Source organism: Dyadobacter sp. HNCC25DJ185 (genome assembly GCF_056895195.1).
This window is the reverse complement of the sequence record NZ_JBXHAR010000005.1, coordinates 178,626-202,903: the sequence shown is the minus strand read 5'-3', so window position 1 is coordinate 202,903 and position 24,278 is coordinate 178,626. Positions and strand designations below refer to the sequence as shown.

General features: G+C 49.3%; 21 protein-coding genes. 15 read left to right on the top strand and 6 right to left on the bottom strand.

Annotated features, from left to right (window positions below; all coding sequences use genetic code 11):
• Nucleotides 1–4: 4 nt before the first annotated feature.
• From AC1XUF_RS15830 to AC1XUF_RS15805, 6 genes are read left to right on the top strand one after another with little or no spacing between them, the layout of a single operon-like run.
• Entirely contained in the window at nucleotides 5–1,672 is a 1,668-nt protein-coding gene (locus AC1XUF_RS15830) for a hypothetical protein (RefSeq protein WP_483342785.1), read from the top strand.
• Nucleotides 1,659–2,684, top strand: a complete 1,026-nt coding sequence (locus tag AC1XUF_RS15825) for a glycosyltransferase family 2 protein (RefSeq protein WP_483342784.1) — start codon at nucleotides 1,659–1,661, stop codon at nucleotides 2,682–2,684. The genes AC1XUF_RS15830 and AC1XUF_RS15825 overlap by 14 nt, the downstream gene beginning before the upstream one ends.
• Entirely contained in the window at nucleotides 2,674–3,867 is a 1,194-nt protein-coding gene (locus AC1XUF_RS15820) for a glycosyltransferase family 4 protein (RefSeq protein ID WP_483342783.1), read from the top strand. Before AC1XUF_RS15825 ends, AC1XUF_RS15820 begins: the two co-directional genes overlap by 11 nt.
• Entirely contained in the window at nucleotides 3,824–4,930 is a 1,107-nt protein-coding gene (locus AC1XUF_RS15815) for a DUF1972 domain-containing protein (protein ID WP_483342782.1), read from the top strand. The genes AC1XUF_RS15820 and AC1XUF_RS15815 overlap by 44 nt, the downstream gene beginning before the upstream one ends.
• Nucleotides 4,927–6,216 carry an O-antigen ligase family protein gene (locus AC1XUF_RS15810; RefSeq protein ID WP_483342781.1) on the top strand — a complete coding sequence of 430 codons (1,290 nt, stop codon included), beginning with the start codon at nucleotides 4,927–4,929 and terminating at the stop codon, nucleotides 6,214–6,216. Before AC1XUF_RS15815 ends, AC1XUF_RS15810 begins: the two co-directional genes overlap by 4 nt.
• Nucleotides 6,203–7,123 carry a nucleotidyltransferase domain-containing protein gene (locus AC1XUF_RS15805; protein WP_483342780.1) on the top strand — a complete coding sequence of 307 codons (921 nt, stop codon included), beginning with the start codon at nucleotides 6,203–6,205 and terminating at the stop codon, nucleotides 7,121–7,123. Before AC1XUF_RS15810 ends, AC1XUF_RS15805 begins: the two co-directional genes overlap by 14 nt.
• A 6-nt stretch (nucleotides 7,124–7,129) precedes the next feature.
• Here the strand turns inward: AC1XUF_RS15805 and AC1XUF_RS15800 are convergent, their stop codons facing one another.
• Genes AC1XUF_RS15800 through AC1XUF_RS15780 form a run of 5 tightly spaced genes read right to left on the bottom strand, consistent with a single transcriptional unit; the run spans nucleotide 7,130 to nucleotide 12,728 of the window.
• Nucleotides 7,130–7,951, bottom strand: coding sequence for a class I SAM-dependent methyltransferase (locus tag AC1XUF_RS15800; RefSeq protein WP_483342779.1), 822 nt, complete (start codon nucleotides 7,949–7,951; stop codon nucleotides 7,130–7,132).
• The gene (locus AC1XUF_RS15795) at nucleotides 7,948–9,411 is read right to left on the bottom strand and encodes a B12-binding domain-containing radical SAM protein (RefSeq protein ID WP_483342778.1); all 1,464 of its coding nucleotides are present in this window, start codon (nucleotides 9,409–9,411) and stop codon (nucleotides 7,948–7,950) included. The genes AC1XUF_RS15800 and AC1XUF_RS15795 overlap by 4 nt, the downstream gene beginning before the upstream one ends.
• 8 nt (nucleotides 9,412–9,419) lie before the next feature.
• A complete protein-coding gene (locus AC1XUF_RS15790; RefSeq protein WP_483342777.1) occupies nucleotides 9,420–10,469 on the bottom strand; it encodes a radical SAM protein in 1,050 nt (349 codons plus the stop codon).
• Nucleotides 10,466–11,215 (bottom strand): class I SAM-dependent methyltransferase, encoded by a 750-nt coding sequence (locus AC1XUF_RS15785; protein WP_483342776.1) that lies wholly within the window; start codon nucleotides 11,213–11,215, stop codon nucleotides 10,466–10,468. Before AC1XUF_RS15785 ends, AC1XUF_RS15790 begins: the two co-directional genes overlap by 4 nt.
• A 10-nt stretch (nucleotides 11,216–11,225) precedes the next feature.
• On the bottom strand, nucleotides 11,226–12,728 hold the full coding sequence (locus AC1XUF_RS15780) for a B12-binding domain-containing radical SAM protein (RefSeq protein ID WP_483342775.1): 1,503 nt from the start codon (nucleotides 12,726–12,728) through the stop codon (nucleotides 11,226–11,228).
• A gap of 143 nt (nucleotides 12,729–12,871) precedes the next feature.
• On the opposite strand from AC1XUF_RS15780, the gene AC1XUF_RS15775 reads away from it, so the two are divergent.
• From AC1XUF_RS15775 to AC1XUF_RS15755, 5 genes are read left to right on the top strand one after another with little or no spacing between them, the layout of a single operon-like run.
• Nucleotides 12,872–13,624, top strand: coding sequence for a class I SAM-dependent methyltransferase (locus AC1XUF_RS15775; protein ID WP_483342774.1), 753 nt, complete (start codon nucleotides 12,872–12,874; stop codon nucleotides 13,622–13,624).
• Nucleotides 13,611–14,777 (top strand): amidohydrolase family protein, encoded by a 1,167-nt coding sequence (locus tag AC1XUF_RS15770; protein ID WP_483342773.1) that lies wholly within the window; start codon nucleotides 13,611–13,613, stop codon nucleotides 14,775–14,777. Before AC1XUF_RS15775 ends, AC1XUF_RS15770 begins: the two co-directional genes overlap by 14 nt.
• 1 nt (nucleotide 14,778) lies before the next feature.
• The gene (locus AC1XUF_RS15765; protein ID WP_483342772.1) at nucleotides 14,779–15,780 is read left to right on the top strand and encodes a polysaccharide deacetylase family protein; all 1,002 of its coding nucleotides are present in this window, start codon (nucleotides 14,779–14,781) and stop codon (nucleotides 15,778–15,780) included.
• Nucleotides 15,773–16,717 carry a GNAT family N-acetyltransferase gene (locus AC1XUF_RS15760; RefSeq protein WP_483342771.1) on the top strand — a complete coding sequence of 315 codons (945 nt, stop codon included), beginning with the start codon at nucleotides 15,773–15,775 and terminating at the stop codon, nucleotides 16,715–16,717. Before AC1XUF_RS15765 ends, AC1XUF_RS15760 begins: the two co-directional genes overlap by 8 nt.
• Nucleotides 16,718–16,734: 17 nt before the next feature.
• Nucleotides 16,735–17,835 (top strand): glycosyltransferase family 4 protein, encoded by a 1,101-nt coding sequence (locus tag AC1XUF_RS15755; protein ID WP_483342770.1) that lies wholly within the window; start codon nucleotides 16,735–16,737, stop codon nucleotides 17,833–17,835.
• Here the strand turns inward: AC1XUF_RS15755 and AC1XUF_RS15750 are convergent.
• Nucleotides 17,814–18,887 carry a glycosyltransferase gene (locus tag AC1XUF_RS15750; protein ID WP_483342769.1) on the bottom strand — a complete coding sequence of 358 codons (1,074 nt, stop codon included), beginning with the start codon at nucleotides 18,885–18,887 and terminating at the stop codon, nucleotides 17,814–17,816. The two genes, AC1XUF_RS15755 and AC1XUF_RS15750, sit on opposite strands and share 22 nt — an antisense overlap.
• Before the next feature lie 167 nt (nucleotides 18,888–19,054).
• Here AC1XUF_RS15750 and AC1XUF_RS15745 point away from each other — a divergent pair, with 167 nt between their 5' ends.
• The 4 genes from AC1XUF_RS15745 (at nucleotide 19,055) to AC1XUF_RS15730 (ending at nucleotide 24,259) form a co-directional block, all read left to right on the top strand.
• Nucleotides 19,055–20,728, top strand: a complete 1,674-nt coding sequence (locus AC1XUF_RS15745; RefSeq protein WP_483342768.1) for a serine hydrolase domain-containing protein — start codon at nucleotides 19,055–19,057, stop codon at nucleotides 20,726–20,728.
• A gap of 297 nt (nucleotides 20,729–21,025) precedes the next feature.
• Complete coding sequence (locus tag AC1XUF_RS15740; RefSeq protein WP_483342767.1) at nucleotides 21,026–22,282, top strand: SGNH/GDSL hydrolase family protein; 1,257 nt, start codon at nucleotides 21,026–21,028, stop codon at nucleotides 22,280–22,282.
• 63 nt (nucleotides 22,283–22,345) lie between these two features.
• Complete coding sequence (locus tag AC1XUF_RS15735; RefSeq protein ID WP_483342766.1) at nucleotides 22,346–23,437, top strand: SGNH/GDSL hydrolase family protein; 1,092 nt, start codon at nucleotides 22,346–22,348, stop codon at nucleotides 23,435–23,437.
• Nucleotides 23,438–23,605: 168 nt separating this feature from the next.
• Complete coding sequence (locus AC1XUF_RS15730) at nucleotides 23,606–24,259, top strand: hypothetical protein (protein WP_483342765.1); 654 nt, start codon at nucleotides 23,606–23,608, stop codon at nucleotides 24,257–24,259.
• Nucleotides 24,260–24,278: the final 19 nt, after the last annotated feature.

The window sequence follows — 24,278 nt, the reverse complement described above, 5'->3', positions numbered from 1 at the left end:
AGGAATGACCACTCCCCTGGCAGGTTTTGATATCAGAAAATGGAGAAATGAGGCAGATCTGAAACTGCTGATGCTGCTCCTGCTATTCCTGAATGTAAAGCTTGCTATCAAGATTCCCGCTATCGTCCTGATCTACATGTGGCAATTTGATTTCCGGTTTGGGTTCAAATGGACCAATTCGAGGCTGCCCTTGTTCTATCCGATTGTGGTTGGCCTGTCGTTGGTTACGATGCTCGTAAACCAGGATTTTCGTAAACCGGGTTACCCGGTTGTCCTGCTTACAGGCGTGGTCTTCTGGATGGTGTGCATACTGGCTGTTCACCAGGTTCAATTATCCGTTGAAAAGCAGGAGCCGGCCGTCATTCACCACACGCTGCTGGTTTTTTTCGTTCTGAATACAGCCGTTTCAGTCGGCAATATGCTGCTGATCATTTGCGAAACAGGTGAAATCAATCCTTACCAATACCAGGGCGAATTTCAGAAATATTTCCTGAGCACCGGCGACTATATCAAAGGCCTCACTTTCGACACTTCCACTACCAACGCGGTCATCAATGCCATGGGCGCGATTTATTTTCTGGCACGGAGAAATACGGTCATGTTGCTCGCCTGCATGGCTGCGCTGCTCTTGACGGGCAGTAACTTTGTCAATATTATCCTGCTATTCATCCTGGGCATCACCTTTCTTTTCAAGAGCAACCGGGACCAAAAAAGCTTGATCGTGATCTGCCTGGCTATGCTGGTCACCTTCATGACGAAAGTTTCTCCGCAAAACAACCGGTACGTTTCCGAAACCATTGAGGATACTTTCGAAGACCAGGCTACCCACCAGGTTGCTTCAAAAACCAAAGAATTACCCATTGTGCAAAAACCGGATTCCGTTTTAAACCAAGAGGAAAAGCGGGTCAAGTTCGCGACCTTATACCTCGACAGTCTGAGCCAGGCGGCTTACCGGAAAGGCGTCAGGGAAAAACAGCTGATTTCTGTCAAGCCGATTGTCAGGACGGAAGAGGGGGCGGTGATCACTCCTCAGGCGGACATCCATTCCGCTACTTACCAGAGTATCAAAGTCCCCCTGGCAGCACAGCAGCCATTGCTGAAATTCATCCACATGCATCAGCGGCTGTTGCCTGTTTCCTCCGCAGGCATTGCTGTTCCTGCGCTGCCCGGAAAGGTACTTTCGATACTGCAGACGATAAAATTCTATGCTCAAAAGCCATCTAAAATACTGACCGGCAATGGTGTGGGTAACTTTTCCTCTAAGCTTGCCTTCCGCGCAACGGGGCTCGGGTTTGCCGGCGGCTTCCCCGAAAAGTATGTGTACATCCATCCGGATTTCATGCAGAACCACCTCGATGTGTACCTGCATTTTTTCAGCAAACATGCCGGTTATCACTCGCTCACCAACAGCCCATTCTCGGTATACGACCAGCTTCTTTCGGAGTACGGCTTACTGGGGTTAATGGCCTTCGCATTTTTTTACTGGGGCTTTTTTGCGAAACATTACAAAAAACTGACTTACGGCCTGCCTGTTCTCATGCTGATCACAGCGGTGCTTTCGATCGATTATTGGTTCGAACAGCTCTCCGTGCTCGTATTGTTCGAGTTGATGCTGATGCTCAATATCAAAGAAAACAGTCTTCAACCTGCTCTGCCCTATGAACATCCATGAGCCGAAAATCACTGTTTTGATGCCCGCTTACAATGCCGGGAGATACATCCGCGAAGCGATCAGCTCGGTGCTGCGCCAGTCGTTCCCCGATTTTGAGCTGCTGATTGTAAACGACGGTTCTACCGACGACACCCTCGCCGTGATCGCTGCGTTTAATGATATCCGTATCCGGGTCATCACCCAGGAAAACAAGGGTATTGCCGCGGCATTGAACACCGGCCTTGCCTGCGCGTCTGCTCCTTATATCGCCCGTTTCGACGCCGACGACATCTGCTATCCCGACCGGCTGAAAATCCAATACCACTTCATGCTCTCCAATCCCGAATACAGCATCATTGGCTCAGCTGCCGATTATGTCGACGTGCACGGGGAGCATGTGTTCCATTACCAGCCCGAAGCATTCACCAACAGCGCGATCCGGCAGCTGAGCTACAAAGTCTGCCCGTTTATCCATTCGACTGTCTTTTACAAAAAAGAAGCAATATGCAGTGCAGGGGGCTATAATGAACATGCATATACTTACGAGGACCATTTTCTTTGGGCGCATATCCTGAAAAACAAAAAGGGCTGCAACCTGCACCAATCGTTGATCCAGGTCCGGCTTAATCCCGGGTCGGTCACCATTGATGAAAAATGGCGTACGCCGAGGTTTCGCCGGATCAAATACCACACTTTGAAAACGTTAACGATTACCAGCGAGGAGGGCCGGGAGCTGCAGCAAATCTGCCAGAAACAACATGCCGCCCGGATCAAGGAAGGCGCTTACTATGCACTGCTGGGCAAGAAATACTTATGGAATAACTACCAGCCCGAAAAAGCCAGGAAAAATCTCCTGAAAACATTGTCCATCAGCCCGTTCCACATCAAAAACTATTTCCTGCTGGCTTTGTCCTTTTTACCGGAAAAGGCGCTGGTCGGATTTTATCACAAAGTCAAAACAGATTATCGCCCTGCCGGCCCCGTGTTGTCCGAAGCGCGAATCATCAGAAAGGAGCTGAATTATGACAGCTAAAAGGATCAGGATCTTCGTAGACGGCCACTCTTTCGACAAAGAGTTTCAGGGCGCACAAACCTTTGTACGTGAGCTATATACCCAATTGATAAAGGACCATCCCGAACTGGATATCTATTTCGGCGCCAGCAATGTAAGCAATATCCAAAGCCTGTTTCCGTACCTGCCTGCGGCCAATATACTGCCCTATAAAAAGAGAAAAATGGGGCTGCTGCGCTTTGTGTTTGATATACCGGACTACATACGCAAGTACCGGTTTGAGTTTGCGCACTTCCAGTACATCGCGCCGGGAAAAGTCGGCAATTGCAAATACATTGTAACGCTGCACGATGTCTTGTTTAACGATTTCAAAGAAGATTTTCCACTGTTTTACAGGCTCAGCCGCAAGCTGCTGTTTGGCCATAGTATCAGGAAGGCGGATATCAAAACCACTGTTTCCTTGTATTCCAAACAGCGGATTGCCCGTCATTACCGCATCCCGAAACCTGATATCCATATCGTGCCCAATGGCGTAAATCACGTATGGGACGAGTTCGACGGTTCCCGACGAAAGGCCGTCGATTTTATTAAAAATAAATACGGGATTGAGAATTATATCCTGTGTACCAGCAGGATCGAGCCACGTAAAAATCAGCTGCTGCTGCTGGAAAGCTACCTCAATCTTCACCTGTACGAACAGGATATCCCGCTGGTATTCATCGGAAAAGAATCCCTTCAGGTGCCGGAGCTGACGTGGCTGATCGACTCCCTGAACCCTGATCAGAAGAAAATGTTCCACTGGCTCCCGCAAGTGGGGCAGGCCGATCTGGCAGCCTTTTATAAAGCGTGCAGGGTTTTTGTGTATCCGTCCAAAGCGGAGGGTTTTGGTATACCTCCATTGGAAGCGGCTGTGTGTCAGGCTCCTGTGCTATGCTCCTGCGCCACAGCCATGCAGGATTTCTATTTTTTCGAGCCCTATATTTTTGACCCGGACAGCCTGGACGAATTTGAAGACAAGCTGTCGCAGCTATTAACTGCGCCTCCAACACCGGCTTATCTTGAAAAAGTAGCGAAGGAGGTTAGCAGGCAATACAACTGGCAAAAAAGCAGTGAAGCATTTTACGACCTTTTGCAGCCAGACATTCACAAACAAACGATGTATGAAACTGAGGATAGCGATTTTGGGTACGCGGGGAATCCCTAACCATTACGGCGGGTTCGAGCATATCTCCGAATATGTTTCAGAAGGCCTCGTTAAAAAAGGACATTCGGTAACGGTTTATAATTCACACAACCATCCCTATCAGGAAAAGCAATGGAACGGTGTGGACATTGTGCATTGCTACGACCCGGAATACCTGATCGGGACGGCCGGGCAATTTGCCTACGACTTTAATTGTCTGGCCGACGCGCGCAAAAGAAAATTCGACGTGATCCTGTTAATGGGCTACACAAGCAGCTCGGTTTGGGGGAAAATGTATCCCGAAGACAGCGTGATCGTCAGCAATATGGACGGCCTGGAATGGAAGCGTTCCAAATATTCAAAACCGGTGCAGCGCTTCCTAAAATATGCCGAAAAACTGGCAGTGAAACACAGTCATTTTTACATTTCAGATTCCCGTGTCATCCAGTCATATTTAAAAAATACTTACCAGATCAACAGCCGGTATATCCCATACGGGGCCGACCTTTTTTCGGAACAGGAACGGGAAGAGTTTGATAAAAAAGCGCAAGGCAAAGAGGATTACTTTTTGCTGATGGCCCGCATGGAACCTGAAAATAATATCGAAACCATACTGGATGGTTTCAACAACAGCGACTCTCCCAAAAACTTCAAAGTACTGGGCAACACGTCCAACAAGTTCGGGAAGTTTATCAGGCAAAAATTCAGGAACGACGAGCGGATCGAATTCAAAGGTTCAAACTTTGATAACACCACAGTGAGGTCATTACAAAATAATTCCTATCTGTATTTCCACGGGCACAGTGTCGGCGGAACCAATCCGTCGCTGCTAGAAGCCATGGCCAGCGAAGCTTTGATCGCTGCCCACGACAATCCGTTCAACAAGGCCGTTCTGAATACCGACGCTTTTTATTTTAACAACGCGGCAGAAGTCAAGGCATTGGTTGAAAACGTGCAGCGAAAAGATACCGAAAAGATCATGGTCCGGAATAATCTGCAAAAGATCCGGCAGCAATTCAATTGGGAAAAGATCGTGGATGAATACGAGGAATTTATCACGGAGTGCTACACTGGCCGCAAATGAAAAAACGATTCGGGATAGAAGACAATACGGCTGATCAGATCAGCTATTACCATATACTTCTGTTGTTGGTCAGCTTGCCCTTCGACCGGTTTTACAGCCACCTGATCCTGATCAGTCTTACCATTCACACGGCCATTCATTTCAGAAAAAAGAATAGCAAGCAGGTTTTTACATGGGACAATCTCTGGCTGCAATCGGTATTTTATCTGACACTTTTGGGTACGCTCTATTCGGTTGACCCGAAAGAAGCATCTAACGAAATCGGCCGGCAATCGACGCTTTTTTTGATCCCGCTTGTATTTTGTCTCCACACGCCCGACCTGACAAAATACAGGAACAAACTCCTGGCAGTTTTCGCAATCACCTGCACGGCAACCATTATTTACCTGTATTTCAAAGCATTATACACGATCTATTATTATCAGTTCCCGATTTCGACGTTGTTTTCACCGGAATTCATCAATCATAATTTCGCGAAACCCATTGAAATGCATGCCACTTTTTTCTCGATGCAAATTGCATTGTCACTGGTCTTTTTATTGTCGGAGCTGACCCGAAAACATACCATCCAGGTCGGGCTCTTTTATACCTTCTGCTGTTTGGTCCTGGCTGCGGGCATGATACAGCTCAGCTCAAAATCGGCGTCCATTGCCCTGCTGCTGATCGTTCTGGCGGCCTTCCCCTATTTCCTGTTTTCGGGATTAAAACGGACACGCTTTATGATCATTTCGATGTCCCTATTGGTATTGGCCGTTCTTGGGATTTATCAGATGGATCATTTCAGGGAACGCTATGTCCACCAGTTCCAGACAGATCTCAGCGATGCTGCCACCGGCGAACTTACAGATCCCCGCCTTGCGCGCTGGGAAGTAGCGCTCAGGCTGGCCGGCGAATCCCCGGTGGTCGGTCATGGTTCTGGGACAGAAATTGCACTTTTGAAAGACCGCTTTTTTGAACAGAAGTTCTACCGCTCTTTTCTATACGGATTGAATGCCCATAACCAGTTTATAAGCTTTCTGATTAAATGGGGAGTGATCGGACTGGCTGTTTACTTAACGGTGCTATTCCGGGGATTTCAAATGGCGCTGCTCCGAAAAGACCTGCTCTTATTTGCATTCATGCTGATCATCACGACTGTTTCATTTTCCGAAAACTTCCTGGATGTGGACAAGGGGATATTTTTTTACGGAGTCTTTTTTTCCTTGTTGATCTTCTCCGGCCCGGTCAGGATTGTCAAATCACCCAGTATCAAAAAAGTGGAATCGTACACGCATGCTGAAGATTGAAAAGGACATATTAGCGGCACTGGCGTACTTCGATATGTGGGATTACCCCCTTACATACGGAGAGATCTTCCAATACCTGAAAAACAATTACCCGCAGGACGATTTCAGCGGCGCAATTGATTCGCTCACCGATTGCAAACTGGTTTTCCGTTTCGAAAAATTTTATTCGTTAAAAAATGACCCACTGGTGGCCATACGACGGAAAAAAGGAAATCAAAATGCTTTTCGGCTGATTGAAACAGCGGGAAAGGTTGGTCGATTCCTGATCAAATTTCCCTACGTCCGGGCAATTGGTATTTCGGGTTCATTATCCAAGAATTTTGCCGACGAACGCTCGGATATTGATTTGTTTATTATTACCGAAAGCAACCGGCTCTGGATTGCACGGACAATCATGCACCTGTTCAAAAAGCTCACTTTTCTCGTCAACCGGCAGCATCATTTCTGTATGAATTATTACATCGATGAGCAGCAACTGGAAATTCAGGAAAAGAACATCTATACCGCCGTGGAAATCGCGACGATCATGCCTTTGCAGGGTTGGGAAATGTTTCAAAATTTTTATACCGCCAATCCGTGGATAGCTCTTTTTTTACCCAACAAAGTCGTGACCGCATCGGCTGCAAAACCCGCTGCACGAAATGGCCTTTTGAAAAAAAGCATTGAACGCATTTTTAACAACCCACACGGTGACCGGATCGACAGTTACCTGATGAAACTCACAGCGGAGAGATGGCGGGAAAAGACTTTAAGGAAAAAGCGTAACCTCAGAGGCTCGATCATGGGAATGGCCGCAAGCAGGCATTGCGCAAAGCCCGACCCGGTAAATTTCCAGGATGAGCTGATCAGGAAATACGAACATAAGCTGGAAATGCTACTCCATCAGCCAGACAACAAACCGGCCTGACCAAAACTATTTCTTGCGAAGGGAAATAAGGTAATAGTCCCCCCAATATTTCCATGGCCAACTGCTTTTCAGGTTCCCTTCCAGCCAGGTAAGCCATTTATACAGGGATGGAAACTTTTCGGCGAAACCTTCGATGTACGACGGCGGAACAAGGGTGCACAATCCCTCCGTTTCCAATGTCAGGAAGTCCGTTTTGAGGATTTTTTTAACGAATGAAGGATTGTAATACCAGCATTTGAAATGAACCCCTTCCACATGCGCATCCTGTCCGTTCCGACTGTTAAATCTTCGGAACGCGGTTTTGAAATCCCCTTTTAAAAACAATGCCGTTTCCCATAGACAAAACCTGGGCAGGATCACCAGGGTTACCAGGCCGTCGGGACTAAGCAGGCCGGAAAACGACCGCAGAACTTTGTCCAGCTCGCCCGTACAATTCAGTCCGGCGAAATTGGAAAAGATCAGGTCATAAGGGCCTTTGTTCCGGAGAGAATCCAATTGCGTAAAAGAGCACAGTTCATGGGTTATCTGTTTCTCCATGCCGTGATCGATCACCTTTTGCGCCAATTGCTGCTGCATACCTCTGGAAATATCCGTAGCATGCACCTGAAATCCATTCATCGCAAAGTACAGTGCATCCTGGCCGGTACCGCTGTTGAGTTCCAGGATATTGCCGCCCGGTTTCAGGTAGCGCAATACATGCTCCCTGACCCGGTTCCTTTTGTAATTGATGATGGTGTTATGCGAATACAGATCATCGAAAATGTCAGACTGATTGCTAAAAGCAGCCTCGGCAAATCCTTCGTTACCCTGTAGTACCTTTTCCCTCATAGCGTTTTTTCGAACCGGTCCAGTTTCAGTTTTTCGATGTAGGTAAGCGGTGCATAGTAGAAAACAGAGGCGGCTTTTCTAATGCTGGCAGCGGAAACGGCTCCAGGGTTTTTAATGAGGTGCTTAAGGCTGTTTTTTGCGAGGTGCTTGCGGTAGTTTTGGTGAACGTACCGGTGCAATTGCTTATAAAAAAATGCCGGATACGTGTTGGTAAACAACAGGGCCATTTCGTCGGAATCGGTCCAGTTCGTTTTCTTTTTGAGATCCACCTTTACATTTTCATAAAACCCGGTCCCCGGCAAAGGATAAGAAACCGAAATACCGATCTCAAAGGGCAAGAGCTGAGTGATCATGCCGATCGTGAGGGCAATATCTTCCCTGGTTTCGCCCGGGTAGCCAAACTGGATGAAGAACGAAGGCCTGATCCCATACTTTTTCATCAGGCGGGTAGCCGTATGGACCTGGCCAATCGTGATCCCTTTGTCCATCGCGTCCAGCACTTTCTGCGAGCCGCTTTCTGCTCCGATCCAGGCATTTTCGCAACCGGCGCCCGCCAGCGCTTTCACCAGCCCCTCGTCCGCCAGCAGATCAGCCCTGGACTGTATCTTAAAGCGGATACCGATGTTCCCGGCCCTCAGCAGCTGCGAAAATTCCAGTACCCAGCCAGGTCTTAAACCAAAAATGTCGTCGCAGAACCAGATATGGTCAACCTGATAGCGTTCCTTCAAAAACCTGATCTCGCGGACCACCCGCTGCGGGCTATGCGAATTGTAGCGGTTGCCGTAAATGGGTTTGGCGCACCAGTTGCATTTATAAGGGCAGCCCCGCGTCGTTCCCATATTGAGCGAAAAATAGCCCGCATTTTTGAGCCAGGTTCCCCGGTACGCATCCATGTCCACCAGGTCCCATGCGGGCGGTGGCAAACTGTCGAGGTCTCTCAAAACTGGCCGCGCGGCTGTTTTAATAATTTCGCCGTCGTTTTTGTAGGCTAGTCCCCGGATAGCGGCAAAATCTGCGGATCCGCCTGAAATGCAGTCAGTCAGTTCCAGTAATGTATGTTCCGCTTCCCCTAAAAGCACAAAATCGGCACCTTCCCGGAGGTATTCCCGGTACCGGTCGGTCGAGTCCGAGCTGGAAACAATGGTGGTGCATCCTCTGGCTTTCGCCAGCTTACACATTTCAAAAGCGGCCTCCCGCATATTGGTAAGGCACATTTTGGTGAGATAGTTGAACCCGTCGTCGTAAATGACAAAAAAATCCGGGTTATAAAAATCCAGCGCCACGGTCACCTCCCCGGGGTCCGCAACGAACATCGTATCGAACAAACCCACTTCGTTACCGTGCGCACGCATCAGCGCTGCCGCATACAGAGTACCCAATGGCGGATAGGGTTGCCTCAATGCCCACTGTTTAGGATCGAAACGCAGAAAATAGGAATGACTGAAAAGGATATTGCTCATTCTTTTTGCTAGTCAAGCCGGGCTAGTGGTGACAAATTCAGGGAGCAAACGCATTTCACGCAGGTCGCGTTGATACCCATGTTCAGCGTTTTGCGAAAATGGAGCGCCTGATCACCATTCAAAATATCGTCCAATGAGGCCTCACGGATGTTGCCGATCGTGTCATGAAAAAAGCACGGCCTCACATTCCCGTCCGCTTCGATCACCGTCGATACCCAGGGCGCGTTGCACCTTTTCACCGGAAATGCATTCCGGCCGTAGAAAGCTGCGTAGTAATGGTAAATACCCTGGATTTTAGAGGGAGACTCTGCAATAAACCGGCTGGCAAAGTCGTGCCTGTTGTTTACGGCGATCCGGTCGATCTCCTCTTGTAGATCTGTCAGTTCGGTTTCATCCGGCAGTATTTCGTGCTGTCTGGAAGCACCCCATACCGTTTCCCGGTTAAACGCCCTGCTGCTTACATCGGCCGGTAAAAAGCTGATCTGGTCGATCCCCATGAGGCGGGCAGCTTCGATCAGCCCGTGCCAGCCCCGGAAATTCAGTCGGTGAATCACAGTACGTGCGGTGATCCGGTAATCGGGCGCCATCGTCCGGATGCGCTCGATCCCCTCTTTCAATTTTCTGAAAGCGCCGGGCATGTCCCTGATCCGGTCGTGCAATACCTCGTCGCCATCGAGCGAAACAATGAGGTTGTCGACCCATTTCACAACCTGCTCTGCATTCTTTTTCAATGATAACCCCGTCGAAAGGAGCGTTATTTTGATTTTCTGATCCTTTAGGATCCGGCAAAGTTCAAAAAAGCGTGCATTCAGCAGCGCTTCCCCGCCGGACATCACCACTTCTCTGGTACCGAATTTTTTGAGCGAACCCAGCAGTCCGCCGATATCCTGCTCGTTGAGCTGTTTCAGGTTTTTATTGTCTTTCCAGATATCGCACATCACACAGCGACAGTTGCATGCGCTGTGCGGCATCAGGATCACAATCGGCAATGCCGATATCCGGTCGGTTTTCAAAGTCCGGTAACGCTGGAAAGCCTGGTATAACCCTTGTGCCGTCATATCTCAGGTTTTTCAATGCAGATCCAGTAAAACGGTCCGGCCCTGCGTACTTTGTTGATCAGGCTGTGTGGGTTGTACAGAACCTTGTAATTAAATTCCCTGAGATCGGACAGCTGGTGATGAAAATAATATTCAGCCAGTTCGGGGTAGCCGAGTTGGGTGTAGTAATCGAGCGTTCGACTGGCCGCCTCGCCGCCTTCAATTCCAGCATAGAAATGGGTATCGATGATATGAATCTCTCCCTGGGTCGAGAGGCAGGCCGATGCCTTTTGCAGTATCTCTTTTAAAGGCGAAAAATACTGGATGGACGCAGCAAAAACGATGATATCAAACTTGATATATCCGAAGTTTTCCGGCTCGAAAGTCGCCGTCGTGAATTTGAGGTTGTTCTTGCGGAAAACCCGCGCGGCCTGGACGATCTCCGCCCGGTTGATGTCCTGCCCCACCACATTCGCGTATTTGATACTCGCCATCTTTGCCGACAGCCAGCCATTTCCGCATCCTATCTCGAGTATTGCCAATGGTTTTTCCTTTTTTGCCAGATAGCTCACCAGCCGGTCTGCCGACTGTTTCCTGATTTTCCACTCCGGGAAATGCATATGTGCCGGATCAATGTCCGGCAAATGCGCCAGTTGCTCGTCCAAGTAAACCCTGCCCTCCTTTTGCCGGACCGCCAGGTACAGGTCCTGAAATACTTCATCCCGTATTTTCATAGGCTTTTCCGGTTGGTAGTATGCTGTTTTCATGCTGGGAAAATTAAAAACCCTGAATTTCAGGCTGCCTGTATCGCCATACTTTCTGTAACAGCTTGATTTCGTAAGGATAATGGTACAGGCTCGTTTTGTAACGGAGCTTTGCGACCAGCTCGATGGCTTTCCTTTTCACCGCATTGAGCCTGATATCGGTGACGGTCGGGTAAACTCCGTTCAACACCGTTTCAAAATTCCTGATCTTGTCGATCATCGCGGGCGTAAGCCAGGGTGTCAGCGGATTTTTGCGTAGATCGAAATTTTCCCAGGCCGGGCTGATCCAGTCTTCCAGCGTTTCGGGAAACTTGAACCCGCTCTCCAAAGCCTGTTTGTACAATTCCGACCCTTCCGTCGGCACGGGGCTGTATGTGTAAATGACGATCTCCGTTTTAGGGTTTACGTCCTTCACTTTTTTAATAAAATGGATTTCAAAATCAATCTGTTCCTGCACTTGTTTCTGCGAGGGTGCCGGGGTACCCAGCACAAAGGAGTATTCGGGAATGATATCAAATTTTTTCAGTCGTTCGGCAAATTCAATAATCTGCGTGCCGGTTTGCGTACCGCCTTTATCAAGCTGTTCCAGAATCGCATTGTTACCGCTTTCTGCACCGAAAAAAATGATCTTGCAGCCCGACTCCCGGATAGCCGCCAACGATGAATCCTTGAATTTCGCCATCGTATCTATCCGCGCCATCCCCCACCAGGTCATGTTCTCGGACCTGATCAATCGGGCGAATTCGACGGCCCTTTTCTCGGAAACAAAGAAATTGTTATCATGAAATTCAATGGCGTCGGCACCCCATTTATCTTTGATGTACTTCACATCCTTATACACATTCTGTGCGGATTTAGCTTTCCAGCGCGCCTCGTAAATCGGGACGACTGCACAAAATGAGCAGGTAAACGGACAGCCGATACTCGAATGGTATGCTAACGTTTTTTGACCCAGGTATGTCTTGCCCAGGTACTTGGGTATGGGATAAAAATCGGCCAGCTTGTCGTAAGGCAGATCGGGCAGCGAATCCTGGTCGATCAGGTCCTGCTTGCCCGTTTTGACAATTTTGCCGGCAGCATTCCTGTAGATAATATTCCTGATCGCCTCGAAGGGCTGCCGATTCTCCAGCGCGTCGATCAGCTGCGGGAAAGCGTGGTCTCCCGGGCCGTTGATGATGAAGTCCACGTAACCCGAATTCAGCACAGCATTGGGCTGATTGGAAGGAAAATAGCCTCCCCATATCATTTTTATTTCCGGGAAATTCACCTTAACTGCTTTTGCCGCTGTGACGGCCTGCCGCAGCTGCGGGCCAGGCATCACCGTAAATCCCACGTATCCGAAGGCACCGGTGCGCAGGTAGCTCTCCATCTTTGCCAGTGGGTCAGCCTCGCAGTTACCATCCACAATCACCCAATCGTACCTACCATTCACCGACGCAGCGATGTTCAGGATCGAGTTGGGTATCCGGTATTTGTTAACCGCGCTTTGAGGATTGAATAACAGGATTTTGTTCATGCTGATGGCCGCTTACCGTGAATACGGCCCGTTTTCCGCGCGGGTTGCCTGCCTCAGCAAATAAAAACCCTTCCTGGCAACCTTTTCGGACCGGTACCCGTATGCCCTTTATAAACCAAATCCTGCTTAATCCCGCAGAAAAGATGGTCCAAGCATTTAAAAATTACCTCCGACAGCATATTTTACGTGAACCTACCGACGAACTAGGGGTAGAAGAAGCTTATGATATCTGGTCGGAAAGTTATGATCACCAACCCGGTAATCTGATGCTGGACCTCGACGAACGCCTGTTTTCAAAACTGCTTTCCAAAACAGGAATCGCGGGGAAACAGGTAGCAGACATCGGCTGCGGTACCGGCAGGCACTGGGTCAAAATGCTGGTTCAAAAACCGCTCCGGTTGACCGGTTTCGATGTTTCGGAAGGTATGCTCCATCGCTTGCACGAAAAATTCCCTTCAGCGGAAACGTACCTCGTCACAGATAACCTGTTCGAAGCCATCCCCGCCGAATCGTACGATCTGATCGTCTCCACGCTCACGGTTGCCCATATCCGGAATATTGAAGCTGCCCTGAAATCATGGTGCAGGATACTCAAAAAAGAGGGTGAGATCATTCTGACCGATTTCCATCCGGCAACGCTGGCCCACGGCGGTCAGCGGACTTTTAAACACGGGAACAACTTCATCGCCGTGCGAAATTTTGTACACCCGATGCACACCATTCAACAGATTTTCCTCAAAAACGGCTTCCAAACATGTGCCGAAGAAGAAGTACAGATCGACGCATCGATGAAGCATTATTATGCCGATCAGAACGCCCTGCATGTTTATGAGAAGTACAAAGGCTTTCCGATCATATATGGGCTACATTTAAAAAGACAAGATGGTACTACATAATGTCCGTCTTGCCGATACCGACGAGGCATTGTCCCTGTCTGTGGAAAACGGAAAAATCGCTCAGGTAACACATGCCGCGATTCCCGACGGGCCGGGCGTGCATCTTACTTTTAATGACGCCATTATTTTCCCCGGCCTCATCAATTCGCACGACCACCTGGACTTCAATCTCTTCCCTGCCCTGGGCGGCCGGCAGTACGCCAGTTACACCGAATGGGGAAAACACCTTCACGAAACGTATCCCGGCGAAATTGCTTCTGTTCTGAAGGTCCCCGTCGCCTTGCGGGAATGCTGGGGTATTTACAAAAACCTGCTTTGCGGCGTGACGACGGTCGTGGACCATGGAGAAAAAAAACACCCGACAGAGAAATTGATCCGTGTTTTTAAAAACTGCCAAAGCCTTCATTCCGTGCGGTTTGAAAAGAAGTGGAAGTTAAGACTGAATAATCCGTTCAAGTTTGCATTACCCGTCGCTATCCATGTGGGCGAAGGAACTGATGCGGCGGCAGGCAGGGAAATCGACGAGCTCATCGGATGGAATCTACTGGGCAGAAAGCTTATTGGAATACACGGCATCGCCATGTCGGGTTTACAGGCAAAGTCTTTTGAGGCGTTGGTCTGGTGCCCGGAGTCCAATCACTTTTTATTCAATGCAACCGCGCAGGTCAGTGAACTCAAAAACCTTACGACCCTGTTATTTGGCAGCGACTCAACACTTACCGGAAGCTGGAACATCTGGGACCATGTGCGTTTGGCCAGGGAAACGGGAATGCTTTCCGATCGGGAGTTATACCACACGCTAACCATCAACCCCGCCAAAATCTGGCAGCTGAATGCCGGTCGGATCGGGACGGGACTGGACGCCGACCTGGTCGTCGCGAACGCAAACAGTAACGCTACGGGTCTCGACGCCTTTTATTCCCTGAACCCCGGAGATATCTTGCTGGTCATTCAAAATGGAAAAATCAGGCTATTCGACGAAACACTTCGGGAGCAATTGAAAAACATGGATACGGATCCATTCAGCAAGATCGCGGTTGGGGAAAACTGTAAGTATGTGCAGGGTGACCTGCCTGGCCTGCTGGCTGAAATTCGGTATTATAAACCCGACAGCCATTTTCCGTTTGACACGTTCCGCGTTCCGGTGATATGAGATGAAATGGATCAGAAGAACCTATTACAAAGTGCGGAAACCGCGGTATCTATGGCGGGACCTGCTCCATTTTGTGGGAGCGGATAAAGCATTTTTCAGTAAAGCACGCGGCGGCAGGATTTTGGTTTACCACGGCGTCTGCCTCAAAGATCCATTCAGGTTAAACACCCTGTTCATTACCAGGAAAAGATTTGAAAACCATCTCCGATTCTATCAGAAGCATTGTCATGTGATTTCACTGGACGACTTTTATGCGGAACGTTTCAGCAAAGATAAGTTCAACATCTGCCTGACGTTCGATGACGGTTTCCTGAACAATTACAAATACGTGCTACCGCTCCTGGAGCAATATCAGGTTCCCGCCACATTCTTTATTACGGGTATCCGGCATGCGGGATACGACATTTTATGGAACGATTTCCTGGGAATGGCTGGCCGATACGGCCCCTCTGAACTGGTTTTCAAAAATGAGGTTTTCAGTAAAAACAAGTTTGGCAAGTACGTGACGGAGTCCGGGACACAGCTGGCCCAAATGCTCCGGTCGACAGGCTTTGGCGAGAAAAAGGAGTTGATGCAACAGCTCGGACCACTTTTGCATTTTCGCCGGAATTACGCCGATGACGATTTCTGGATGCAAATGACAAGTCCGCAAATCAAAGCGCTTTCTGCCTCGAAGTATGTCACAATCGGTGCGCACGGGTATTACCACAACGACTTACTCCGTATTGATCCGGCCGATGCTTTTCAGGAAATGGACCTGGTGAAAAGGTATCTCGAAGCGATTACCGGAAAAGAGGTTCATAGCCTCGCGTTTCCTTACGGGGCTTATGGCAGGCTGACATTGAGCGCCGCAAAGGCATTGGGATATAATCAGTTACTGGCTACCGATTTTCAGGACCACACGGACCGGAATGATCCTGTCCTGCGGGAGCGGCTTACCATCAATCCGTTCCTGTCAACCGCAAGCCAGATGTACGCCACCATCAAAGGCCGTTATGAGTAACCCGGAAAACTTCCATGCCGAATACAAAATCGAGCGGTTGAGCCACGCGCGGCTGCCCGATCTCCAGGCTTTGCACTTGGTTGTGTACGGGAGGAAACTGGAAGATACTTTTTTGGAAAAAAAATACGATACAGCTTACACCGGGCATCAATACATAGGTTTCATCGCATATGACCGCCAACATTTTCCGGTTGCCTATTACGGTGTCATTCCCTGTCTGATCAAAAATGAAGGTCAGATTATTTTATCCGCGCAATCTGCCGATACCATGACGCACCCCGGGCACAAGAACAAAGGCCTGTTCATCGCATTGGCACAACGTACTTACGGCCTGTGCACCGAGGAAGGGATCCAGCTGGTATTTGGCATTCCCAATCAGCATTCGGAACGCGGGTTAATAAAGCTCGGCTGGCAGGTGACCGGCCAGCTGGAACGCTTTACATTTCCAATACAAACCTTTCCGCTTGAAAAAATCGCTGCCAAAAGCAAAGTGCTGCATCGTATCTACAAATGGTATGTGCAACAAACACTAAAAAAGTACGCAAAGCCTGCACTCGGGATGAGCCATGCCCGCGAAAACCAGGCCACGGTTCACCGGGACCAGCAATACTTTGATTACAAATCTTTTACGGAGACATTTGTCATAGGGATCGGTAGCGCTGTCCTTTGGGTTAAAATTCAGAACGGGCTCATTGTCGGTGATTTCAAAATGGACGGCCACGAATTGCCGCAGGTTTTGAGACGCCTAAAAAACCTGGGCAGAAAACTGGGTGTCCGACAATTGCAATTCCAGGTCGATACAAGGTCGGCGTTATTTCTTTTACTGGAAAAACAGGTAATGCCCCTGCCCTCTTTTCCCGTCATGGTCAAGGACCTGGGATCTGGTATCGATCTGTCCCGTATTCGTTTTGCATTTGCCGACATGGATATTTTCTGAGTGAACCGTTCCCCGACATGAAATTTGTTTTTGCCAGCTATGTGTATACCAGCGAATTCGACGATCCGGACGCCTGGCTGGTCCGCATCAATGCTTATACGGGTATCCTGGAAGCATTGGGCCAAAGCAATGAGGTCATCAGCATCGAGCAGATCAATTACGAAGGGCTGCATTTTACCGAACATGTCGGCTATCATTTCATGCGCTATCGCAGGAATGCCCGACGCTTTTTTCCCTGGAAATTACACCGGTATATCCAGCAGCTCAAACCCGACGTGGTTGTGATCCAGGGGCTCCATTTTCCATTGCAGCTCATTCAGCTGCGGCTTTTGTTGGGTAATTCGGTTAAAATCATCGTCCAGAACCATGCGGAAAAGCCTTTTACAGGAATAAAGAAATACCTGCAGCAACTGGCCGACCGGTGTACCGACGCATACCTGTTTGCCTCCTACCCGATGGGCATGGAATGGATCATAGCAGGTAACCTGGCTTCACCGGAAAAGATCCACGAGGTGATGGAGGTGTCATCGGTATTTGATCCGGTCGACCGGAGGACTGCACGCACGCAGACCGGCGCAGCGGGCAATCCCATGTTCCTGTGGGTGGGGCGGCTTAATGAAAACAAGGACCCGCTAACGGTTGTTAGCGCGTTTTTGAAATATGCTGAAAATAACCCATATGTGCGGCTCTATATGATTTACCAGACAGAAGAATTACTACCGGAAATCAAGCGTTTGCTTCAAACAGCCCTCCGGGCCGAATCTGTCGTGCTGGTTGGGAAAGTACCTCATGCCGAGCTCCTGTGCTGGTTCAGCAGTGCCGATTTCATCATTTCAGGTTCCCGTTATGAGGGCAGCGGGGCATCGGTCTGCGAGGGTATGTCCTGCGGCTGCATCCCATTGGTGACGGATATTCTATCGTTCAGGATGATGACGGACCATGGCAAGTGCGGAATACTCTACGAAGCTGGAAATGAAGGAGCACTACTGGATGCGCTGAGGCAAATCGCATCCATGGATTTAGTTGAAAAGCGAGCACTTGTCCTCCGATACTACCGGGAAAACCTCTCTTTCGAAGCCATTGCCCGGCAAATCCATCAGATTGCGGCCTCCTTGTAGCCAAACAAATCCATCATTTTCCGGGCGTTGTCGGTGATCTTAAAAGGCACCACCGCCACATTCCCGGAAACCGGATCTTCCAGAATGGCCTTCACTTCTTGCAGCATTTCGTCCATTGAACCCACGGTATGCCAGTTCAAAATCGGCTCGTCCATGGGTTTTACAAAGCTGACTACCCTTGCACCGGCAGACAAGGCTTCGAGGCACACCGCCCCAAAACCTTCATATTCGGAAGTATGCAGCAGCAACTTTGAATGCTGCATCAGTTGCAGCACCTCTCCGTGCGGCAATTCGCCTTTCAGTTCAATGTTATCAGGCAGGTCAAGGGCTCTGATCATGGCGGCCAACCGTGGCATTTCGGGCCCGGCACCGCAGACGACGGCTTTGATACCAGGCCGGGAAGATTTCAGCCTGGCAACGATTTCGATCAGCAAATGGAATTGTTTCAAAGGAATCAGCGACCCGGCGCCGATGATGGCAATGTCCTTTTTTTCCGGTGAAGGCCCAAGCAATCCGGGGGTGACACCCACTGGTACCAGGTGCTGCGGCACGATCTGGTAATTTTTCTCGAACTCCCTCCGGATGAAATCGGATAAGGCAATGAGTGCACTTCCCTGTAAGCTCGACCACCTGGCATATTTGTTCCCTGCCTTCGCATCCTGTCCCAGCAGCCAGCAATAATGCCTGATGTGGGTCAGCCTGGAGAAAATCTGGGCGACAAAGGCACACTCTCCAAGCCAAAAGCTCAGCATTCCGATTAATTGATACCGACGCCGCAGGCGCACCAGCGTGAACGCAACCTGCAGCCAGGTCTTCACCCTGAACAACCGACCCCTGCTTTTCCCGCCGAACGCAATCACACGGGCTCCATGCCAGGAATACGTCCCGGCGAAAAACGGATACTGGAAAGCCAGTACCACGATTTCCAGCTCAGGGTAAACGTCTTTTAACGCTTTTACAAACTGCTGCTGGGGCGGGATGCAGGTACTGTCTGATTCATCTTTTGGAAAACCCGGGCTTAAGATCAACAGTGCCTTGGGCTTTTGGGACATATGCTCAGAATCCTGTTTAAATCGTCTATTCACCAACTACGGATTACCTGCAGGAGAAGTTGCTTCAACCAGAAAAAAGTCCGCCAGGCGCATTGGGCAGGTATCTTTCATTTGTATGCAACGATTTACTATTTTCGGATATCATTTGCTCAACTAATCCCCAGACTATGAAGCGTTTCTACTTTCCAGCCCTTTTTCTCAATGCATTATTTCTGATCGCAATCTCCATGCAGGCTTGTGGGAAACAGAGCCCCGACTCTCTCACCGCCGAACTAGATCAGGTTTTCAAAGCCTATGACCGGACAGATGGCCCCGGCTGTGCGGTCGGGGTCATCCGCAACGGCGCTCTGATCGCTGCGAAAGGATACGGTATCGCCAACCTGGAATATGATATTCCGATTACCCCGGCCACAGTGTTTGACATTGCCTCGGTATCCAAGCAATTTGCGGGCCTGGCTATTTCCACACTGGTGCAGGAGGGTAAAATCAGCCTGGACGACGACGTCCGGAAATACCTGCCCGACGTACCCAGATTCCCAAAAACCATTACGGTCAGGCACCTCGTGCATCACACGAGCGGCCTCAGAGATTGGCCCCAAACACTGAATGTTGCAGGCTGGCGCTGGGATGAGGTCTTTTCCTTTGACGATATCATGCGGATGGTCAAAAACCAGAAGGACCTTGATTTTGAGCCGGGTGAAAGATATTCTTATTCCAATACCGGCTATAACCTGCTTGCGGCCATTGTAGAAAAAGTGAGCGGACAGTCTTTCCGCCAATGGACCGACGAACATATTTTTAAGCCGCTGCAAATGAATGCATCGCATTTTCAGGACGATTATACCAGGCTCATCAAAAATCTGGCTTACTCTTACACCCCCCAAAACAATGAATTTGTCAAATCGCCCGGCGCGCTCACCGCTTATGGGTCCAGCTCCCTGTTCACGACCGTGGACGACCTGGCCAAATGGGTCATCAATTTTAATAAGCAGATTGAGCTGAAAAATCCGGTTTATGTCCGAATGCTCACCGAAGGCATTTTGAACAACGGTGAAAAAGTGCATTACGGATATGGCCTGGCGACGGGAGAAGAGAGGGGTCTGAAAACCATTTCCCACAATGGCGGCTGGATGGGATACCGGACAGTGATCACCAACTATCCTACCGAAAACCTTTCGGTGATCATATTGAGCAATTCCAGCGATTTTAATGTGGGCCGTTTTTCGTCGGAAGTGGCTGACTTGTTTTTGAAAGACAAATTCAAAACAACATTGAAACCTTCAGACCATATCAAAAGCGCGGCGACCATTCAGCTGAAACCTACACTGGCAAAATTGTATGAGGGGACTTATCAACTTGGGCCTGGCTGGGCGGTAACCCTTACATTCGAAGACGGCCGCCTGATGACCCAGGCCAGCGGCGAACCGAAATTCCCGACCGATGCCAAATCCGATTCCACCATCTGGATAGACGCATACGGGTCTGCCATGACTTTTGTAAAAGACAAAAACGGCGAAGTTAATCTGTTGAAATACCGCGACATTCAGGCAAAAAGGATCACGCCCTGGATACCGAAACCGGAAGAATTGCTTTTTTTCAAAGGTACTTATTACAGCCCGGAGCTTGCAGCCGAATATAAGGTCGATGTCGTTGACGGGAAAATCAGCATGTACCATATGCGAATCGGTGAGATCAGCCTCAGCGCTGATGCGACCGGCCCGGACCAGTTCAGCTCCCCGGTCGGAACCATAAAGTTTGTTAAAAACAAAGAGAAAAAAGTGACAGGGCTTACGGTCTCGGGGGGAAGAGTCAAGAACCTTTGGTTTGAAAAACGTCAGTAGCAAAAAGCAGGAAAAATCTGAAAGTGCATTTATACCAGCAGTAGCCACCGGTTTCACGGAGCCTCGAAGTGGAATATTTATCCTGTCCGGTTCCTTTGCTCACTTTTACCGCCACTTTTTGGGGTGCATTTCTGGAAAAGGCAATCAGCAATGTTTGGTATTTTGTAAAAAAATCAGAGACAGATCAGTACAAAACAACATTCAGGTGCTATTAAAGGTGGCACCTGCAATTTTTTCTGCCCGTCGCCGGAAGAAGCGTAGATAGTAAACTTTGAATTGATTTGTAAATATTTAAAAATGAAACACTTATCACGCTGGCTGGTAATAAGTTGTTTGTTCCTGGTTTCCAATAACCCTGGTTTTGCTCAAAACAGCAGTTCGCTGGAAGAATTTCATCAGCGCGGAGGGCTGCCCAACTTTTTCGGCAAAGCAAAATCCGGCAAGGAAGTGCGGATCGCCTATATCGGGGGAAGTATCACCGAAGCTCAAGACGGCTGGCGCAGCCTCACCTACAAGTGGATCACAGACAAGTACCCTGCATCGAAGTTTCAGGAAATCAACGCGACCATCGGCGGCACAGGCTCCAACCTGGGCGTTTTCAGGATAGACCGCGATGTACTGGCACACAAGCCGGACCTGGTTTTTGTCGAATTCGCAGTCAACGACGGCGGTCCGGCCGAAGGTATCCAACGCAGCATGGAAGGTATCGTCCGCAAAATATGGAAACAGGACCAGCGAACGGATATCTGTTTTGTGTACACCATTGCCGAAAACGGCGTGAAGGCATTGCAGGCAGGCAGTTACCAAAGCTCGGCGGAAGCAATGGAAAAGATCGCAGCGCATTACGGTATCCCGTCCATCCATATGGGTGTGGAGGTAGTACGCCTGCTGGACGCGGGAAAGCTGATTTTCACAGGCAACCCAGAGGAGCATCCCGACAAGGTCGTTTTCACCCAAGACCGCACCCATCCGCTATCGGCTTCCGGGCATCCGATTTACGCTGAGGCAGTTGAGCGGAATTTTGAGAAAATGGCCCCCGTGACCGGCAATCTGAAACACCAGATCAAGGCGCCATTGATAGCCGACAATTGGGAGAATGCCAGAATGGTTTCTCTGGCAGACCTCGAAAAAGAACATTGGAGCAAGTTGCCCGCCAACGATCCCATTCTCAGCCGGTTCTCGAAATTCATGCCTGAGTTGTACAAAGCAGATCCGCCGGAAGCCTATTTGACGGTGAGGTTCACAGGCAAAGTCCTCGGTATTTACGATGTGATCGGGCCCGGTTCCGGGATCGTCAACGTGACCATCGATGGCCAGAGCCCAATCGAGATAGTCCGTTTCGACGGGTGGTGTAACAATTACCGCAAGCATGCATATTTCCTGCAAAACCTCGCCGACGGCGCTCACGAAGTGACATTCAGCGTGACCGGAAAATATTTCGACAAAGCGGCGATTCTGCAAAAAAGAAACATAACCATCGACAAACCGGAGGATTACAAAGAGAACAGCTGGCTGCTGAATAGCATTCTGCTCGTGGGCGAGCTCAAAAAATAGTCAGCGTTTATAAAAAAAGAATACCTGTATTTTGCCGGCCTATTCCGCCCTTAGTTATCATTTATGAAGGTTCCATTGCTTTTTTGCCTTAATTTCCTTGCGGCAGCCTCCCTGGCGCAGGAAAAGAATAACACCGACGTGGCCATGTCCCCTTTTTGGAAAGGCAAAGTCACCCATCATGAATCGGTTATGATGATTTCCAGGGATGGAAAATCACCTGAGGCTGCACTGCTTTTCAGGCCTAAAAAGATCCTGTCTGTACGAGACGCAGCTCAAAGAACAGCATATGTCAGAGGGATCGACTGGGATTATAAAGACGGGAAACTGGTGTTATTGCCCGGCTCGAAAGCGGTCTCCATGAAATATACCGAGCTTTACCCGGATTCGGCCGAAAAAAGTTTTCCAAGGAAAGGGGGCGGCAAAGTCCTTTTCTCCGAAGGCGCTTTTTTCCATCACAAACAGCTTTCCGTCACTTACAAACACCGACGAAATGAGTGGAAAGGGTTAACGCCGGTTTATCAAAAAGATAACCTGAAGGTTTCCCTGGATTTATTGAAGCAGAAAAAACCAATCCGAATTTTGCTTTTCGGCGACAGTATTGCTGCCGGCGCCAATGCAAGCGGCAAGTCCGACGTACCACCCTATCTGCCCAGCTGGGGCACGCTGATCGTCGAAAAATGGAAGCACTTTTACCAAACGGACATCGCTTTCACGAATACGGCCGTTGGCGGAAAGACTTCCGACTGGGGAAGGGAGACCGTTGAAACGAACGTCAATGCATATAACCCCGACCTGGTGATCATCGCATTTGGTATGAATGACGGCACCGGCAAACTCAGCGCGGCCAAATTCAAAGACAACATCTCGGCCATCATCCAAAGTGCCAGGGGCAAAAAGCCCGATACCGAATTTATCCTCGTCGCGCCGATGCTTCCCAATCCCGAGTCCCTTTTCCTTGGCACCCAGCCCGATTTCAGTAAGGTATTGCAGGAATTGACCCAAAAAGGAATCGCCTTTGTGGACATGACGGAAGTGCACCGCGAACTGCTGAAATACAAGTCGTACGAGGACCTGACCGGCAACCATATCAACCATCCCAACGATTTCCTGATCCGCTGGTATGCACAGGAGATTGCAGGGTTGCTGATGCTGTGATTCGGTCAATTATGCACCTGTGATTGAAAGCCTTAGCTTGCATTCAGCTGGATGATTTTGAATGAAGATCTGCGCTGGATTACCATTCCATCAATTTTCCGGGAATATTTTCCGGCTGTTTTGAATATACCGTGCAAAAGGTACTAATTGTAATTAAAACCTGGTTTAATGAAAATACATCTGCTACTTACGTTCTTCTTGATGGACCTTCTTACAACAGCCCCCAATTGTGAAACAGCTCCTTTCACGGTCAGACACAAATTCAGCTCTACAACATTACCCAGCTGGGAGCGGACAGTCGTGCTGCCGGCGACGGGGAAATTTACCCTGGAGTCGCATTACCTGACCAACCAGGATGTTTTCCCCAATCGGTTTCCCGCTACCCAGATGGAGGGTATACAGGCACACCTGCAAAGGTCCTTTGAACTCTACCACGCCATAGACCCGAATATGACCATTGAAAGGTTGTACCGGAACCGGTTCCAAAAGGAGTGGACTCCCGCCGAAAACGGGAAAATCGGACAGGGATCCAGGGGTGATATCCAATTGACGCAATTAACGCCCCAAGACGAGTTGTGGATGATGAATATGATGTGGGCCCGGGGTACCATCCCAAAGATCGGGACCAAATTTCTCCTCACCGCCAATGGCAGGTCGGTTGTCGTGATTGCGGGATATGAAACAGGTCCGAGCAGCCAGAAATTCCTGGGAGGAGTCACCAGCGAAGTTCACAGTTTCCTGAAAACCAACGAAACTTCCCTGATCGAAATCGGCTTTCTGAAAGACCAAACCTTGCCGACAGGGCCGATCACGTGCAGATGAGAAAATATTGCCAGTCAGC

What these genes read in the sequence shown, in the direction of transcription:
- AC1XUF_RS15750 (WP_483342769.1), bottom strand. Translation starts at nt 18,887, where the DNA reads ATGTCCCAAAAGCCCAAGGCACTGTTGATCTTAAGCCCGGGTTTTCCA.
- AC1XUF_RS15740 (WP_483342767.1), top strand. Translation starts at nt 21,026, where the DNA reads ATGAAACACTTATCACGCTGGCTGGTAATAAGTTGTTTGTTCCTGGTT.
- AC1XUF_RS15830 (WP_483342785.1), top strand. Translation starts at nt 5, where the DNA reads ATGACCACTCCCCTGGCAGGTTTTGATATCAGAAAATGGAGAAATGAG.
- AC1XUF_RS15770 (WP_483342773.1), top strand. Translation starts at nt 13,611, where the DNA reads ATGGTACTACATAATGTCCGTCTTGCCGATACCGACGAGGCATTGTCC.
- AC1XUF_RS15795 (WP_483342778.1), bottom strand. Translation starts at nt 9,411, where the DNA reads ATGAGCAATATCCTTTTCAGTCATTCCTATTTTCTGCGTTTCGATCCT.
- AC1XUF_RS15800 (WP_483342779.1), bottom strand. Translation starts at nt 7,951, where the DNA reads ATGAGGGAAAAGGTACTACAGGGTAACGAAGGATTTGCCGAGGCTGCT.
- AC1XUF_RS15730 (WP_483342765.1), top strand. Translation starts at nt 23,606, where the DNA reads ATGAAAATACATCTGCTACTTACGTTCTTCTTGATGGACCTTCTTACA.
- AC1XUF_RS15755 (WP_483342770.1), top strand. Translation starts at nt 16,735, where the DNA reads ATGAAATTTGTTTTTGCCAGCTATGTGTATACCAGCGAATTCGACGAT.
- AC1XUF_RS15745 (WP_483342768.1), top strand. Translation starts at nt 19,055, where the DNA reads ATGAAGCGTTTCTACTTTCCAGCCCTTTTTCTCAATGCATTATTTCTG.
- AC1XUF_RS15825 (WP_483342784.1), top strand. Translation starts at nt 1,659, where the DNA reads ATGAACATCCATGAGCCGAAAATCACTGTTTTGATGCCCGCTTACAAT.
- AC1XUF_RS15790 (WP_483342777.1), bottom strand. Translation starts at nt 10,469, where the DNA reads ATGACGGCACAAGGGTTATACCAGGCTTTCCAGCGTTACCGGACTTTG.
- AC1XUF_RS15735 (WP_483342766.1), top strand. Translation starts at nt 22,346, where the DNA reads ATGAAGGTTCCATTGCTTTTTTGCCTTAATTTCCTTGCGGCAGCCTCC.
- AC1XUF_RS15775 (WP_483342774.1), top strand. Translation starts at nt 12,872, where the DNA reads ATGGTCCAAGCATTTAAAAATTACCTCCGACAGCATATTTTACGTGAA.
- AC1XUF_RS15815 (WP_483342782.1), top strand. Translation starts at nt 3,824, where the DNA reads ATGAAACTGAGGATAGCGATTTTGGGTACGCGGGGAATCCCTAACCAT.
- AC1XUF_RS15780 (WP_483342775.1), bottom strand. Translation starts at nt 12,728, where the DNA reads ATGAACAAAATCCTGTTATTCAATCCTCAAAGCGCGGTTAACAAATAC.
- AC1XUF_RS15820 (WP_483342783.1), top strand. Translation starts at nt 2,674, where the DNA reads ATGACAGCTAAAAGGATCAGGATCTTCGTAGACGGCCACTCTTTCGAC.
- AC1XUF_RS15785 (WP_483342776.1), bottom strand. Translation starts at nt 11,215, where the DNA reads ATGAAAACAGCATACTACCAACCGGAAAAGCCTATGAAAATACGGGAT.
- AC1XUF_RS15760 (WP_483342771.1), top strand. Translation starts at nt 15,773, where the DNA reads ATGAGTAACCCGGAAAACTTCCATGCCGAATACAAAATCGAGCGGTTG.
- AC1XUF_RS15805 (WP_483342780.1), top strand. Translation starts at nt 6,203, where the DNA reads ATGCTGAAGATTGAAAAGGACATATTAGCGGCACTGGCGTACTTCGAT.
- AC1XUF_RS15765 (WP_483342772.1), top strand. Translation starts at nt 14,779, where the DNA reads ATGAAATGGATCAGAAGAACCTATTACAAAGTGCGGAAACCGCGGTAT.
- AC1XUF_RS15810 (WP_483342781.1), top strand. Translation starts at nt 4,927, where the DNA reads ATGAAAAAACGATTCGGGATAGAAGACAATACGGCTGATCAGATCAGC.